The following is a 14,571-nucleotide window of genomic DNA, read 5'->3' as shown; positions in this document are numbered from 1 at the left end:
GAGAGGCGGGCGCCAGCCTGTCGCGCGTCGGCGGTTCACGTCAAGGCCGTATCAGCGCGTCTGCATGGGCAGCGCGCCAGGTCGCCCGGCGTGCAGCGGCAACAGCTCGGCCAGTTCGGCATCGAGCACGAGGTCGTCGCGGGAGCCGAGCACCCAAAGGGTCGTCGCCTCGAAGCGCAGCAGCGACACCTCCCACCAGCGCGCGATCAAGGCGGCGAGGGCCTGCGTCTCCCCGGCATCGAGGTCGTCGGTCAAGTTGTAGAGCCCGACGAGATAGAGGTCGCCCGGCTGCCGCCCGAAGGCCGACTGGATCGCCTGGAAGGGATTGGCGCCGTCGCGCGCCTGCGGGTAGGCCCGCAGATACAGCCGGCCCCGGTTCACATTGCCCGAAAACAATCCGCGCAGCTCGACCTGAAACGGCCCGATGCGGGCGAGCGCCTCGCACACGGCCCCGTCGATCGCCGGTGCGTCCCCGGTCGAGAGCGTGCCGCACAATGTGGCGTGGAGCCGGTCCGCCCGTTGCGGCAGGATGTCCCAGGCGATCTTGCGCGCAAAGGGCGCACGCCGCATCTCGTCGTCGAGCGCTACGAAGGTCTGCGACACCGCCAGCGCCGCCCCGTCGATCGGGAGAACGGCTGAGAACACGCTGGGGTGACGGCCCATCTCGTAGGAGCGTCCGTCCTGCCGCGCGAGCACGCCGGGATGGTCGGGGGCGACCAGCGGCAGATGGGCGAGGCGATAGGGCTCGTCGAGCTTGAGTCCCTCACCGGGAGAAAAGCCGGTGCGGCTGCGGAGATAGCCGAGTTCCGCATCGCCGCAGAAGGTGGCTGCTTCGCCCGACGAGGCGGGGCCGGCTGCGTCAGTCATGGGCGTCCCCTGTCTTGCGGAAGGGGCTTTCGGCAGCGAGCGCGTCCTGCGCCTGCGCGATCTGCTGGCGCTCCCCGGTGAGGTAATGCGCTACGGCGCGCCTCAGACCCGGATCGGCAAGATGATGCAGCGAGCGGGTCACCACCGGCCGGTAGCCGCGTGCCAGCTTGTGTTCGCCCTGCGCGCCGGCCTCGACGCGGGCGAGCTTGTGCGCGATCGCGTAGTCGATCGCCTGATGGTAGCAGAGCTCGAAATGCAGGAAGGGGTGGTCTTCGACGCAGCCCCAGTTGCGGCCGTAGAGCGTGTTGGCGCCACGGAAGTTGATCGCGCCGGCGATATAGCGCCCCGCGCGCCTGGCCATCACCAGCACGATGCGCTCGCCCATCGCCGCGGAGACGGCCGAGAAGAAGGCGCGGTTGAGATAGGGCCGCCCCCATTTGCGTGCGCCCGTATCCTCGTAGAACGAATGGAAATCGTCCCAGACGGCCTCGGTCAGGTCGCTGCCCGACAGGACTTCCACCTGGATCCCGGCCGACAGCGCCTCGCGGCGCTCGCGCTTGAGAGCCTTGCGCTTGCGTGAGGCGAGCGTCGCGAGGAAGTCGTCGTATGTCGCGAAGCCTTCGTTGCTCCAGTGGAACTGCAGGTCGTGCCGTTCGAGGTAACCCGCTTCTTGCAGCGTCGCGATGTCGGGCTCCTGCGCGAAGGTGACATGGACCGAGGAGGCTTCGGCCTGGTCGCGCAGCGCCTCCAGACCAGCGAGCAGCCCAGCCCGCGCCTCGTCCGCGCGAGAGCCGTCCGCGACCAGCAGGCGCGGCCCGGTCGCGGGCGTAAACGGCGCTGCGACCTGTAGCTTGGGATAATAGCGCCCGCCGGCGCGCTCATAGGCATCGGCCCAGCTGTGATCGAAGACGTATTCGCCTTGGCTGTGGCTCTTGAGAAAGCTCGGTGCGGCGGCGAGCAGCGTGCCCGCGTCATCCTCGACGAGGAGATAGGCCGGCGACCAGCCGGAGCGCCCACCAACGCAGCCGCTCTCCTCCAGCGCGCGCAGGAATGCGTGGCTGATGAAAGGATTGTCTGTGTCGACGCCGGCCCGCAGCGCGGAATCAGGCTCGCGAGATGTGCTCCCCTGCGCCTCGCTCAGCGCACCGGGATTGGCGCAGGCGTTCCAGGCGCCGGCCGGCACGGTCTTCAGCGAGGTCGTGACGCGGACCCGGAGGTCGCCTCCCTCGCCGGTGCTCAAGGCGTGAAGCCCTCGAACACCATCTGGTCGGCATGGCGCGCCGCCGTCTCGCAATCGGCGGGTGTCCGCACCGTCCAGGTCATCAGCGGCATGCCGAGCGCGTTGCGGCAGAGATAGGGCGCGGCGCTTTCGAGGTCGGCGACCTTCCAGGACAGGAAATCCGGCCGGCTCTCGCCGAAATGCAGCAGATTGGCCATGGCCCGCCTCTTGGCGTCGTCGAGATGAGCGTAATCCTCATAGATCGAATAGTCGTTCATCGCGACGATTCCACGCGGGATCGCTGGCGCGAGTTCCCGCAGCGCCATCACGATGTCCGGGTCGAACGACTTGAACACGATCGGCTGGCCTGCGCGGCTTGCAACGATCTCGGCTGCCCTGCGGGTGAGCGCGAGATCGCCGTCGAAGCGGCTCTTGATCTCGATCACCAGTGGAACTCGACCGCCGATCGCATCGAGGAAGGCCGCCAGGGTCGGGATTGTGGCCTGGCTGCCCTTCAGCGGGATCGCGGCGAGGGCATCTGCCTTGAGCAAGGCGACCTTTCCGGTCTGCGCCGTCAGCCGGTCCAGCACGAAATCATGGAACACCATGGCCTCGCCATCGGCGCTGAGCTGGACGTCGCATTCGATGCCGAAGCGGCCGGCGATCGCGGCCTCGGCAGCCGGAATGCTGTTCTCGATCACGCCGGCCGCGGCATCGTGCAGGCCACGATGGGCGATCGGCCGGGCGATCAGCCAGCCCAGCCCGGATTGCGAATGTTCGCTCAGGGACCGGTCGCGCATCAGGCGATCTCGAACATCGCCTCGACCTCGACGGCCGCATCGGCCGGGAGTTCGGCGACGCCGATGGTCGAGCGGGCGTGACGGCCCCTGTCACCGAGCACCTCGACCATCAGGTCCGAGGCGCCGTTCATGATCGCGGGCAGGGCGGCGAAATGCGGGGCTGCGTTGATGAAGCCGCCGAGGCGCACGCAGCGGGTGATCCGGCCGAGGTCGCCGCCGAGCGCGGCCTTGGCCTGGGCCAGAACGTTGATCGCGCAGAGTTTTGCGGCCTCGAGCCCGGCCTCGTTGAAGATTTCGGCGCCGAGCTTGCCCTTGTGGGCATCCGACAGCTTGCCGTCGAGCCCGAAGCAGAGCTGGCCGGAGATCACCAGCAGATTGCCGGTGATGACATAGGGCACGTAGTTCGCCACAGGGGCTGCCGGCGTGGGCAGGGTGATGCCGAGTTCGGCAAGCTTGGCTTCGACGGCATTCATCAGGGCGAACTCCACCTGGGTCAGGGGCTTTTCAGAGGCGCGAAAGCGGATCCATAGCGCATGCCTTTCATGGCCGATGCCCGGCCGGGCCGCAAGCGCCGGCCCATGCTCGGACGGCATGTCCAGCCGCCATGCAGCTCTGCCTGCCTGCCTTGTTTGCGCCATTGCGGCATTGCACCTAGATTCATGTGCATCAGGAAATGAAAGCGGCGGTCGTCATGAGCATGAACGGGCTGGGCGTGACAGGATTGGGCCTTGCGGGGCTCCTCGCCGCGGCGGCGGTGTCGGCGAGCGGCCCGGCGATGGCGCAGCCGCAATCCTCCGGCCGCGTCGTGCTCGCGCCGCATCGCGCCGTCTACGATCTGGTTCTGGACGGAGGCAAGGCCGCAAAGAACGTCGAGTCGGCCCGCGGCCGCATCGCCTATGATTTCACGGGCGATGCCTGCGAGGGCTACGCGCTGTCGTTCCGGCAGGTCACGCAGCTCCAGAGCGGCGAGAACGGATCGCGCACCATCGATGCCCGCACCACCAGCTTCGAGGCCGGCGACGGCGCGAGCTACCGCTTCAAGACCGAAAGCTCGGCCAGCGGTACGCCGACCGACACCGTCGATGGTCTCGCCAGCAGGAGCGGCGACGGCTACGAGGTCAAGCTGAGCACGCCCAAGGCCGAGACCCATCGCGAACCGCTCGCGGCGCTGTTTCCCAACGCCCAGATGAAGGCGGTGATCCAGGCCGCCCGGGCCGGCCAGAGCACGTTGAACGTCAGGCTCTATGACGGCGCCAACGGCGGCAAGGATCTCTACGAGACGCTCTCCGTGATCGGCCGGAAGGTCGAGGCCAAACCGGCCGAGGCGCCGCTGCAGCGGCCCGAATTCGACAATCTCGCGCGCTGGCCGGTGACGATGTCCTATTTCAAGGTCGGATCGGGCGAATCGACGCCGTCCTACACGATCTCCTTCGAGCTCTACGAGAACGGCGTCACTGGCGCCGTCAGGCTCGATTACGGCAGCTTCGCCCTGCGCGGCACGCTCACGCGTCTGGATCTTCTGCCGCAGGCGGAGTGCGCGAAGTAGCCGAGCGGCTGCCTGTGCGCTCGGGCAAGCGCAGGCTCAGGCCCTTGCCGATCGCGGCATCGCCGAAGCGGGCGCGCAAGCTGTCGAGCGCCCCCTCCATCGCCTTGAGCCGGGGCGTCGCGACATCGGCGAGGTCGCCATGGTCGGCGTCTTCGGGGCCGGTGAGGTCGCTCGCGCCGATGCCGATCAGCCGATAGCGCGCCCCGGTGCATTCGCGCTTGAGCAAGTCGCGCCCGGCTGAAAACAGCCTGGCGGCGAGCTGCGTCGGTTCCGGCAGGCGGCTGGCGCGGGTGATCGAATGGAAATCCGCCGTCTTCAGTTTCAGCGTGATGGTTCGCCCCGCAAGCTCCTGGTGTTTCAATCGTTTCGAGGTCTTCTCGCAGAGCCGCCAGAGCACGGGCTCGAGGTCGTCGAAGCGCGAGAGATCGACATCGAGCGTGGTTTCGCTGGACACGCTCTTGGTCTCGCGGTCCGGCGTGACACGTCGCGCATCGATTCCGTTGGCGAGGTTCTTCAGGCGCGGGCCGTCCTTGCCGGCCAAGCGGAACAGCTTGTCGACCGGGGCATCGCGCAGATCGCCGATCAGGCGGAAGCCGGCTTCCGCAAGTTTTGCTGCGCTGGCCTGGCCGATGCCCGGGATGATGCTGACCGGCTTTCCCGCCAGAAAGGACACGGCCTCCGCCCGGCCGATGAAGGAGAAGCCGCGCGGCTTGTCCATGTCGGAGGCGACCTTGGCCAGGAACTTGGCATAGGACAGCCCGACCGAGACGCTGATGCCGATTTCCGCCTCGATGCGCCTGGCGAAGCGCGCCAGGGTGACGGCCGGGCTGGCATGGTGCAGCAGTTCCGTCCCCGCGAGATCGAGGAAGGCCTCGTCGATCGAGATCGGTTCGACCAATGGCGTCAGCTCCTGCATCAGCCGGCGCACCTGCCGGCCGACCGCGACATATTTCGCCATGTCGGGCTTGACGACGACCGCCTGCGGACAGGCCTTCAGCGCCTTGAACATCGGCATGGCCGAGCGCACGCCATAGGTCCGGGCGATGTAGCAGGCGGTCGAGACCACGCCGCGCTTGCCGCCGCCGATGATCACCGGCTTGTCCATCAGGGAGGGATCGTCGCGCTTCTCGATCGCCGCATAGAAGGCGTCGCAGTCGATATGGGCCAGGCTCAGGCTGTCGCGCTCGGGGTGGCGCAGCAGACGGGGCGAGCCGCAGGCAGGACAGCGCCGTGGCTCGGCGGCGCTGCCGTCATGATCGCTCAGGCAGTCGCGGCACAAGACCCGCCTGATGGCTGCGGACGGAGCCGCCGCCAGGTCGCGAGTGTTCAAGACGACTCGCCCGGACGCGGCCCGCTCAGCCGCTCGCGCGCCTGCGCCACCGCCTCCGGACTCACGCCCAGATTTCCGGCAAACTCCAGCAGGAGCGAATCGCTGCCGCTGATATGGTCGAGAACGGCGGCGAGAAAGCCCGGGTCGCTCGCGGCAGCGCGCAGCGTCGCGGGGCCGAGCCCGGTCGTCGCCAGGAACGGCTCAAGCCGCTCCGCTTCGGCTGCCAGGAAGCCCAGCGCGCGCAAGGCCAATGTTTCGGCATCCTCCATGCTGGACGGTCGGGCCATGGCGGTCGGGTGCTCCATCGTTTGCATATCGGGCGAGTCGCGTATCAGGTTTGCGTTTCGTCAACGGCTCGCATGTTAGAGCATCCATGAACGAGGCCGCCAGCTTGGACAATCCGGATCGGTCCGGCGTGTTCGTGGCGCAAATGAAGGGCGGCATCATGAAGACGGTTCTGATCGTCGAGGACAACGAGCTCAACATGAAGCTCTTCAACGACCTCCTCGAAGCGCATGGCTACGCCACGCTGAAGACAGCCGACGGCATCGAGGCGATCGAACTGGCGCGCGCGCATCATCCGGACCTGATCCTGATGGACATCCAGTTGCCGGAGGTTTCGGGACTCGAGGTCACCAAATGGATCAAAGAGGACGACACCCTGAAATCGATCCCCGTCATCGCGGTGACGGCCTTCGCGATGAAGGGCGACGAGGAGCGTATCCGGGAGGGCGGCTGCGAGGCCTATCTTTCGAAGCCGATCTCGGTCGCGAAGTTTCTGGAGACCGTCCGCGCCTATGCCGGCACCGCCTGAGCCTCTGAAAGCAAACCCATGTCAGCGCGCGTTCTTGTCGTCGACGACATTCTCACCAACGTAAAGCTGCTGGAAGCGAAGCTTTCGGCCGAGTATTTCGACGTCGAGAGCGCGCTCAACGGGCCTGACGCCCTGGAGATCTGCGCGCGCGGAGAGACCGACATCGTCCTGCTCGACGTGATGATGCCCGGCATGAACGGCTTCGATGTCTGCCGCCGCCTCAAGAGCGAGGCGACGACGGCGCATATCCCTGTCGTGATGGTGACCGCGCTCGACCAGCCGGGCGACCGGTTGAAGGGACTCGACGCCGGCGCCGACGACTTCCTGACCAAGCCGCTCGACGACACTGCGCTGTTTGCACGCGTCCGCAGCCTGGTCCGGCTGAAATCGATGACCGACGAGTTGCGCAACCGCGCGCTGGCCTCGCGCCGGCTCGGCATCGCCGACCCGCTGGCCGCTGCCGCGATGGAAACGGGACTCAACGGCCGCATCCTGCTCGTCGAGGACCGGCCGCGGGTGAGCGAACGCCTGGAGACGGCGCTTTCGGCCTTCCACCAGGTCGAGATCGAGCCGGACCCGCAGCAGGCGCTTTTGCGCGCCGTCGAGGGCGATTTCGACAGCGTCGTCGTGAGCCTCGATCTGAACGGCTATGACGGCCTGCGCCTGTGCAGCCAGCTTCGCTCGCTGGAACGCACCCGCAACGTCTCCGTCCTGATGATGGGCGAGGCCGAGGATCGCACACGCATCCTGCGTGGTCTCGAGATCGGCGCGCATGACTTCCTGATCCGGCCGATCGACCGCAACGAGCTGGTGGCCCGCGTCCGCACGCAGGTGCGCCGCAAGCGCTTCACCGAGAAGCTGCGCGACAGCGTGCAGTCATCGATGGAGATGGCCGTCATGGACCAGCTCACCGGCCTGCATAATCGTCGCTACATGGACACCCGCATGGCGGCGATGTTCGACGAATCCGCGCTGCGGGCGCGGTCGCTGGCCTTGCTCGTCCTCGACATCGACCATTTCAAGTCGGTCAACGACAGCTGGGGGCACGATGCCGGCGACGAGGTCCTGCGCGAATTCGCCGACCGGGTCCGCGCCTGCACCCGCGGAATCGATCTCGTCGCCCGCATGGGCGGCGAGGAGATCGTCGTGGTGCTTCCCGACACCGCGCTCGATGCGGCCTATGCCGTGGCCGAACGCATCCGCGAGCGCGTCGAGGCCGATCCCTTCGCGATCCAGGGCAATGCGCGCACGATTCCCGTGACGGTCTCCATCGGCGTCTCGAGCCGCCGCGCGGGGGACGCTTCGCCCGCCGAGATCATGAAGCGTGCCGACGACGCGCTGTACCGGGCCAAGGCGAGCGGCCGCAACCGCGTCATTGCCGCGAACGCCGCCTGAGCCGGCGGCCGCACGAAGCCGAGCGTTGCCCGTACGCAAGCATCGACTGGTTACGCGGTAAGGTTAAGCATCGATGAGCGCTGGTCGATCGATGGTATTCGATTGATTCGCGGCTGTCCGACTGCAAGGGTCTTCATCGACGCAGCGATGTTTTCGCTGTCTCGTGACGCCCCTCGGGTGCTCAGGTCCGCCGCATCTCCTGGGAAACCGGAGGGCTCGGCCGGCCGGCTGCGGATCATCTGGCCTCCTCAGAACCGCCGCCGGTCGGCCACCCCTCAATTCTGAAAATAATGCGATATCAGCGCCGGCAGCCCGTAGCCGACGCCCGCGAAGACCGCGAGCACGCCGACGAGCAACACGGCTGCGCCGAGACGGTTGCCCAGAAAGCGCGATGAATCGATCTCGACGATCAGCTTCAACATGCGTCTGACCGGCCCGTAGGAGGGACGCCGGATGGGAGGCTTGCGGTCGTCGTCGGTCAAAGCATCCTCATGAATCTGTACGACGTCATCGTCGTCCCGTTGGCCGGTGCTTTAATACCATATTGCCAGCGCCGATGATGCTAAGCTTTCGCGCCGGACCGCATTCGCTGTCCGAAGACGCCGCGCGGTCGGAAAGCCTTCCTGTCCATGGCCAGACGCCAATACCAGTGCCACGCAGGCTGCCGGTCGGCTCGCTTCGGCAAATCGCGCCTGCCATGTTCTTGAGGCGTAGCCATCTGCCGCCGGCTCGTCCTACACTGCCGCGATCGTCGCCAGGGATGCAGCCTCCGGATCGAGGCAGGATGATGCCGCAGACAACCGAGACCGACCGCCGCAGCGAGACGACGCCCTCCGCGTTGCCGCAGGCCTATGCGCATTGCGCGGCGCTGGTGCGGCAGCATGATCACGACCGCTACATAGCCTGCCTCTACGCGCCCGAATCGCAGCGGCCGGCCCTGTTTGCGTTGTATGCCTTCAGCCACGAGATTGCGCGTGTGCGCGGCCTCGTCAGCGAGCCCCTGCCGGGCGAGGTCCGGCTGCAATGGTGGCGGGACCTGCTCGAGGGCGAGGCGAACGGCGATGGGCAGGCGCATCCGGTCGCGGCGGCGCTGCTCGACGCGGTCGCGCGCTACCGCCTGCCGATCGCGCCGCTGACCGGGCTGATCGAGGCCCGCGTCTTCGATCTCTATGACGATCCGATGCCGTCGCTGCGGGATCTGGAGGGCTATGCCGGGGAGACATCGAGCGCGCTGATCCGGCTCGCCTCGATCATTCTCGCGAATGGCCGCGATCCCGGTGGCGCTGCCGCGGCGGGCTATGCCGGCGTCGCCTACGCACTGACCGGGCTGATGCGCGCCTTCCCCTGGCATGCCGCCGAGGGGCAGGTCTATCTGCCCGCCGACATCCTCGGCCGCAACGGGGTCACCCGCGACGACATCGTGCGAGGGCGCGGCGGGCCTGGCGTGATGTATTCGCTGAAGGAGTTGCGCGAGATCGCGCGCGCCCATCTGAAGAAGCTGCGCGACCTGCGCGGCACGGTTCCCAGCGCAGTGATGCCGGCCTTCCTGCCCTCCGCGCTGGTCGAGCCCTATCTGAAGCGGATGGAGCGCGGCGGCTATGACCCCTACCGCACCATCATCACGCTGCCGGCCTGGCAGCGGCAGTGGCTGATCTGGCGGGCGGCTCGGGCTGCAAGGTGAGCCGCCGCGTCATTCTCGGGTGGAGCGCAGCGCAGACCCGAGACTCTCTGGCTGGCGATGTTCGGGTCTGCGCCCGAGCATGACGACTGTCTGCTATTCCGCCGCCTGCGCCGGTTGACCGCCGGCCCAGGATTCCATCTCGACCTTCGCCCTTGCGGTGAGCGCGTGCTTGCGGGCGACGCTCTTGGCGGGGCCTTTCAGCTTCTTGCCGTCGGGGCCATGGGTCTGCTGGCCCTCGATATGCGGGAACAGGCCGAAATTAATGTTCATCGGCTGGAAGGAGCGCGGACCCTCATCGATGGTGACGATGTGGCCGCCGGTGATGTGGTTGACCAGCGCACCCAGCGCCGTCGTCGCCGGCGGAAGCTCCAGTTCATGCCCAAGCCGTTCCGCTGCCGCCATGCGGCCCGCGAGCAGACCGATCGCGGCGCTTTCGACATAACCCTCGCAGCCGGTGATCTGGCCGGCGAAGCGCAGGCGCGGATCGGCCTTGAGCCGCAGGCGGTCGTCGAGCAGCTTTGGCGAGTTCAGGTAGGTGTTGCGGTGGATGCCGCCGAGCCGGGCGAATTCGGCGTTCTGGAGGCCCGGAATCATCCGGAAGATCGCGGCCTGTTCGCCGTATTTCAGCTTGGTCTGGAAGCCGGTCATGTTGAACAGCGTGCCCAGCGCATTGTCCTGCCGGAGCTGGACGATCGCATAGGCCTTCACCGTGGGATTATGCTTGTTGGTCAGCCCGACCGGCTTCATCGGCCCCCAGCGCAGCGTCTCGCGGCCGCGTTCGGCCATGACCTCTATCGGCAGGCAGCCGTCGAAATAGGGCGTGCCTTCCCATTCCTTGAACTCGGTCTTCTCGGCCGCCAGCAGCGCGTCGATGAAGGCCTCGTACTGGTCGCGGTCGAGCGGGCAGTTGATGTAGTCGGCCCCCGTGCCGCCCGGGCCGACCTTGTCGTAGCGCGACTGGAACCAGGCCTGGTCCATGTCGACCGAATCGACATGGACGATCGGCGCGATGGCGTCGAAAAAGGCGAGAGCGTCCTCGCCGGTCAGGGACTGGATGCCGGCGGCAAGCGCGGGCGAGGTGAGGGGGCCGGTCGCGACGATGACCTTGTCCCACTCCGCCGGAGGCAGGCCCGCGATCTCGGCGCGGTCGATGGTCACCAGCGGATGGGCCGCGAGCGCGGCGGTGACGCCTTGCGAGAAGCCTTCGCGGTCGACCGCCAGCGCGCCGCCGGCCGGGACCTGATGCGCGTCGCCGGTCGCCATGATCAGCGAGCCCAGCCGCCGCATCTCCCAATGCAGCTGGCCGACCGCACTGCTGAGCGAATCGTCGGAGCGGAAGGAGTTCGAACAGACCAGCTCGGCCAGGCCCTCGGTCTGGTGCGCTTCGGTCGCGCGAACGGGGCGCATCTCGTGCAGCACGACCGGTACGCCGGCCTGTGCGACCTGCCAGGCGGCTTCGGAGCCGGCGAGTCCGCCGCCGATGATGTGAATGGGTTCCATGCCCGGGATGTGTCCGCAGCCGCCGGTTCCGTCAAGGGCGTGCGAGCTTTCGAAACGCAAAATGCCCGCCGGGGGGCGGGCATTCGCTCTTCGACCGATTTTCGCGGGGGAGGGCCGCGAAGCCGGGAGACACTACACGTGGTCGGCTCCGCCTGAGCGGAGCGCGACGCCTTCAGACGGCGGCGTGGGTGCGCGCGACGAAGGCGATTTCCGAGCGCGACAGGCCGAGATCGTCGAGCTCGCGGTCGGTCAGGCGGGAGAGCTCGCGAACGGTCTCGCGATAGCGCAGATAGGAGCGGATCTTGGCGGCGATCATGGTGACGAACATAACGAGGGTCCTACTAGGTTTCCGGAGCGGGTCGGTGCCCACAGCGACGAATTCGTTGTGCGCTGCATATAAGTGAGCCACTGCTGCTCAAACAGAGACCATTTGTCAGCTCCGTTATGCGATCAGCGCATGAACTATTCTCAAATCCTTCATTTTTGCGGGATCGCCCGCGCTGGGCGGTTAACGGATCAGTAAGATTCGGACGGACTCTGCCCTTTGCTTGGGCAATTTATGCTGCGGGTGCGAAATGAGTGCGTCCCTGCCACCGCGATGGGCTGTTTCGAGCGCCTGCCGGACGCGATCGCGGCGCTCCGCACGCCATCCGGCGGCGCCGCAGTGCGTTGGCGACGCGTTCACCATATCCGCAGATCCACCGCCTGCCGGGGCGGGATGCAGCGATTCGTGCGCCTGCCCAAGTCCGCTCACGCCTCTGTGACTCACGCGGCCGGCTCGGCGCTTGCCGGAGGATCGCTGCCGCAGCACTCTCCCGGCCTCGCCATCGCATCCAAGGAGCCCGCCATGTCCGTCTCGACCCTTGCCGCCGCAAAGCCCCTCCTGGAAGGTCTCGACGGGCTGGTGAAGGAGCCGTTCTCGCGCCGCGGCTTCGTCATGACCGGCCTCGTCTCCGGCTTCACCATGGCGACCACGGTCGTGGTCGGCCAGACGATCACCACCGACAGCGCCGGGCTCGAGGCCGGCGAGGTCCAGATCCCGACCACTGATGGCATGATGCCGGGCTATCGCGCCATGCCGGCCGGGGCCGGCCCTTTCCCGATCATCCTCGTCAACGAGGAGATCTTCGGCGTCCATGAATACATCAAGGACATCTGCCGGCGCCTCGCCAAGGCCGGCTATTGCGCGGTCGCGCCCGAGCTCTATGCCCGCCAGGGCGATCTGACCAAGATGACCGACGTGCAGGCGATCGTGCGCGAGGTCATCGCCAAGAAGCCGGACGCCGAGATGCTGGCCGATCTCGACGCCGCCGCGAAATGGGCGGTCGCCAGTTCGAAGGGCGATGCGAGCAAGCTCGGCGTCACCGGCTTCTGCCGCGGCGGGCGCGGTGTCTGGCTGTATGTCGCGCACAACCCGGCGGTGAAGGCCGGCGTCGCCTGGTACGGCCCGCTCGGCGGCAACAAGACCGCGGTTCAGCCGAAGACCGCATCCGAGATCGTCGGCGAGCTCAAGGCCCCGGTTCTCGGACTCTATGGCGCCGCCGACACCGGCATCCCGGTCGCCGATGTCGAGAAGCAGGTCGCCGCCGCCAAGGCCGCCGGCAAGACGGTCGAGATCACGATCTATCCCGACACGCCGCACGGCTTCCACGCCGATTACCGTCCGAGCTATCGCAAGGCGCAGGCCGAGGAGGGCTGGGGCAAGATGCTGGCCTGGTTCAAGACCTACGGCGTCGCCTGAGGCAGGACGGTCCGCGTCGGCGTCGCCCGCTCAGTCGCAGCGGGCGAGCAGCCTGGAGGCGGCGGTGACGCCGTCGAGCGGGAAGGAGTAGCTGGTCTGGTTGCCGCGGCGCGACTGCGCCTCCAGCTCCATCACGCGCCCGGCCCGCATGGCCGCGAGCAGCTCCGGCTCGCGCTCGATGCGGCGCAGCCAGGCATTGCTGCCCTGCGTCACCATGCGGAAGCGCTCCTCGCCGATCGTCACGGTGATCTCGGAGCCATCGGCAAAGTCATAGCCGGCCTGCAGGCTCGATTCCGTGCGCTGCGCCCCGTCGCTGCTCCGGACGAAGAAATGCACGTCGCCATGGCGCAGCGTCGAGGGTTCCGCCGAGGCCGGCGTGGCGAGGATGTAGCAGCGGCGGTCGTCGCCCGTGCCATAGGCGGCGGCATTCCAGCTGCCGAAGCTGCCGAGCGGCGTCGCCGGCGCGGCGTGTGCGGGCGCAGCGGCCAGAAGGGCGAGCGCGCAGGCGGCGCGGGGCGCGAAATCGGTCATGTCGTCTCCTTTCGTCCGAAGCGGGCAGGGTGGAAAGAACGGGTTAACGGGACGTAACCATGACGCGAGCCTGCGACGCCGCGGCGCAGGGACGGCGGCCGTGGCTGTATCCGCTCCCTCGACGCGGTCATACCGGGCGAAGCGAAGCGGAGACCCGGGATCCATTCCGGAACGCTGGCTCTGAGAGGGTCCGGAATGGATCCCGGATCGGCGCCGCTGACGCGGCAGGTCCGGGATGACGGCGAGGGGAAAGCGCCAGTCCGACGCTGCACTCCCCATCCCTCAGCCGCCGTACCGCGCGATCTCGTCGGCGACGCGGGCCTGCGCTTGCGCCCAAGCCTCGTCGGGCGAGAGGCCGGCGATGCGGTTTTTCACCGTATAGAACAACAGCCGCCGGGCCGCATCCGGCTGCGCCGCCATGAAGGCGAAGAGGCAGGTCCCGTCGCCGCGCCGGCAGCTCTTCGCACGCCGGCAGCTCTTGTCCTCGCAGGAGCGCCAGACCTCGAAGGCGTCTCCGACACGGTGCAGCAGCATCGGCCGCACGCGCTGGCAGCTCTCGAAATCGGTGATCGGCGGGAGGTCGGCAAAACGGTTGCGAGGCTTCGGCATGGCGGGCTCCTGTCGGAAAAGCGCGGCCGGCCGCTGTTTGCGCCGGGCGCGCGCTGACGATCCGCCCGCGCGGGCGCGCGGCGGGGATGGGCAGGGGCTGCAAGACGGGAGCTGGCGGAGCGCCGCGAGGCGCTTAGGGTATCAGTCCGCATCCGTTGAGCCAGGACGCGGCGCGGCGGGGTTGAGCCACCCGTCGCACGCCCCGTGGCGCTCCGCCTTCGGCGATTTTGGGCTCCGGGCCGCGCTTATCGGGTCGGTTGCCGACGGCACCTTTGGATTCATGTGACGCCAGTTCGGCTCATCGCCTTGTCGCGTCGAACCCGGCACCGGCGTTGTCGCCGCCGACCGTTCCAGCGAGCTCCTCGCACAGGGGCCGTAGTACCCCCAGGGCGGTGCCCCGAAGCCTCCCGGGAGTGGATCGTAACTCCACCCGCAGGCGCCGACCCTCACCCAACCTCCAGCATACCTCCGGATGGCCGCCCCGTTTGGGTGATGGGCGAGGGGAGTATGGGGTGGGCGGAGAGGGCGGGGATAAGTT

The 14,571-nt window shown here is 67.8% G+C and carries 16 protein-coding genes; 5 read left to right on the top strand and 11 right to left on the bottom strand.

Annotated features, from left to right (window positions below):
* Positions 1-51: 51 nt before the first annotated feature.
* From AE618_RS08875 to AE618_RS08860, 4 genes are read right to left on the bottom strand one after another with little or no spacing between them, the layout of a single operon-like run.
* Positions 52-867, bottom strand: coding sequence for a hypothetical protein (locus tag AE618_RS08875; RefSeq protein ID WP_054208706.1), 816 nt, complete (start codon positions 865-867; stop codon positions 52-54).
* Positions 860-2,107 (bottom strand): GNAT family N-acetyltransferase, encoded by a 1,248-nt coding sequence (locus AE618_RS08870; RefSeq protein ID WP_054208705.1) that lies wholly within the window; start codon positions 2,105-2,107, stop codon positions 860-862. The genes AE618_RS08875 and AE618_RS08870 overlap by 8 nt, the downstream gene beginning before the upstream one ends.
* Positions 2,104-2,886: a glycerophosphodiester phosphodiesterase family protein gene (locus tag AE618_RS08865; protein ID WP_054208704.1), complete on the bottom strand. Its 783-nt coding sequence runs from the start codon at positions 2,884-2,886 to the stop codon at positions 2,104-2,106. The genes AE618_RS08870 and AE618_RS08865 overlap by 4 nt, the downstream gene beginning before the upstream one ends.
* Entirely contained in the window at positions 2,886-3,359 is a 474-nt protein-coding gene (locus tag AE618_RS08860) for a RidA family protein (protein WP_054208874.1), read from the bottom strand. The genes AE618_RS08865 and AE618_RS08860 overlap by 1 nt, the downstream gene beginning before the upstream one ends.
* A 218-nt stretch (positions 3,360-3,577) precedes the next feature.
* Between AE618_RS08860 and AE618_RS08855 the strand changes: the two genes are divergently transcribed.
* Positions 3,578-4,432: a cell envelope integrity EipB family protein gene (locus AE618_RS08855; RefSeq protein ID WP_248310799.1), complete on the top strand. Its 855-nt coding sequence runs from the start codon at positions 3,578-3,580 to the stop codon at positions 4,430-4,432.
* Here AE618_RS08855 and AE618_RS08850 read toward each other — a convergent pair.
* A complete protein-coding gene (locus AE618_RS08850; protein WP_248310798.1) occupies positions 4,389-5,762 on the bottom strand; it encodes a DNA polymerase IV in 1,374 nt (457 codons plus the stop codon). The two genes, AE618_RS08855 and AE618_RS08850, sit on opposite strands and share 44 nt — an antisense overlap.
* Positions 5,759-6,049, bottom strand: coding sequence for a DUF3572 domain-containing protein (locus tag AE618_RS08845; RefSeq protein WP_054208872.1), 291 nt, complete (start codon positions 6,047-6,049; stop codon positions 5,759-5,761). The genes AE618_RS08850 and AE618_RS08845 overlap by 4 nt, the downstream gene beginning before the upstream one ends.
* Before the next feature lie 155 nt (positions 6,050-6,204).
* Here AE618_RS08845 and AE618_RS08840 point away from each other — a divergent pair, with 155 nt between their 5' ends.
* Both AE618_RS08840 and AE618_RS08835 read left to right on the top strand, forming a co-directional pair.
* Positions 6,205-6,576: a response regulator gene (locus AE618_RS08840; RefSeq protein ID WP_054208871.1), complete on the top strand. Its 372-nt coding sequence runs from the start codon at positions 6,205-6,207 to the stop codon at positions 6,574-6,576.
* 18 nt (positions 6,577-6,594) lie between these two features.
* Positions 6,595-7,971 (top strand): PleD family two-component system response regulator, encoded by a 1,377-nt coding sequence (locus AE618_RS08835; protein WP_054208703.1) that lies wholly within the window; start codon positions 6,595-6,597, stop codon positions 7,969-7,971.
* A gap of 275 nt (positions 7,972-8,246) precedes the next feature.
* Here the strand turns inward: AE618_RS08835 and AE618_RS08830 are convergent, their stop codons facing one another.
* Positions 8,247-8,453 (bottom strand): hypothetical protein, encoded by a 207-nt coding sequence (locus tag AE618_RS08830; RefSeq protein WP_054208702.1) that lies wholly within the window; start codon positions 8,451-8,453, stop codon positions 8,247-8,249.
* Positions 8,454-8,758: 305 nt separating this feature from the next.
* On the opposite strand from AE618_RS08830, the gene AE618_RS08825 reads away from it, so the two are divergent.
* Positions 8,759-9,652, top strand: coding sequence for a phytoene/squalene synthase family protein (locus AE618_RS08825; protein ID WP_054208870.1), 894 nt, complete (start codon positions 8,759-8,761; stop codon positions 9,650-9,652).
* A 93-nt stretch (positions 9,653-9,745) separates the two neighbouring features.
* Here the strand turns inward: AE618_RS08825 and trmFO are convergent, their stop codons facing one another.
* Entirely contained in the window at positions 9,746-11,152 is a 1,407-nt protein-coding gene (gene trmFO / locus AE618_RS08820; RefSeq protein WP_054208701.1) for a methylenetetrahydrofolate--tRNA-(uracil(54)-C(5))-methyltransferase (FADH(2)-oxidizing) TrmFO, read from the bottom strand.
* Positions 11,153-11,324: 172 nt separating this feature from the next.
* Positions 11,325-11,480: a DUF1127 domain-containing protein gene (locus AE618_RS27245; RefSeq protein ID WP_082358930.1), complete on the bottom strand. Its 156-nt coding sequence runs from the start codon at positions 11,478-11,480 to the stop codon at positions 11,325-11,327.
* Between the two features lie 519 nt (positions 11,481-11,999).
* Between AE618_RS27245 and AE618_RS08815 the strand changes: the two genes are divergently transcribed.
* A complete protein-coding gene (locus AE618_RS08815; RefSeq protein WP_054208869.1) occupies positions 12,000-12,893 on the top strand; it encodes a dienelactone hydrolase family protein in 894 nt (297 codons plus the stop codon).
* Positions 12,894-12,923: 30 nt separating this feature from the next.
* Here AE618_RS08815 and AE618_RS08810 read toward each other — a convergent pair whose 3' ends face one another.
* Both AE618_RS08810 and AE618_RS08805 read right to left on the bottom strand, forming a co-directional pair.
* Positions 12,924-13,424, bottom strand: a complete 501-nt coding sequence (locus AE618_RS08810) for an invasion associated locus B family protein (protein ID WP_054208700.1) — start codon at positions 13,422-13,424, stop codon at positions 12,924-12,926.
* A gap of 282 nt (positions 13,425-13,706) precedes the next feature.
* Positions 13,707-14,033 (bottom strand): hypothetical protein, encoded by a 327-nt coding sequence (locus tag AE618_RS08805; protein ID WP_054208699.1) that lies wholly within the window; start codon positions 14,031-14,033, stop codon positions 13,707-13,709.
* Positions 14,034-14,571 lie beyond the last annotated feature (538 nt).

This window comes from Allobosea vaviloviae, from assembly GCF_001298265.1.
GTDB classification, from domain to species: Bacteria; Pseudomonadota; Alphaproteobacteria; order Rhizobiales; family Beijerinckiaceae; genus Allobosea; species Allobosea vaviloviae_B.
This window is presented reverse-complemented; position numbering and strand designations above follow the sequence as displayed.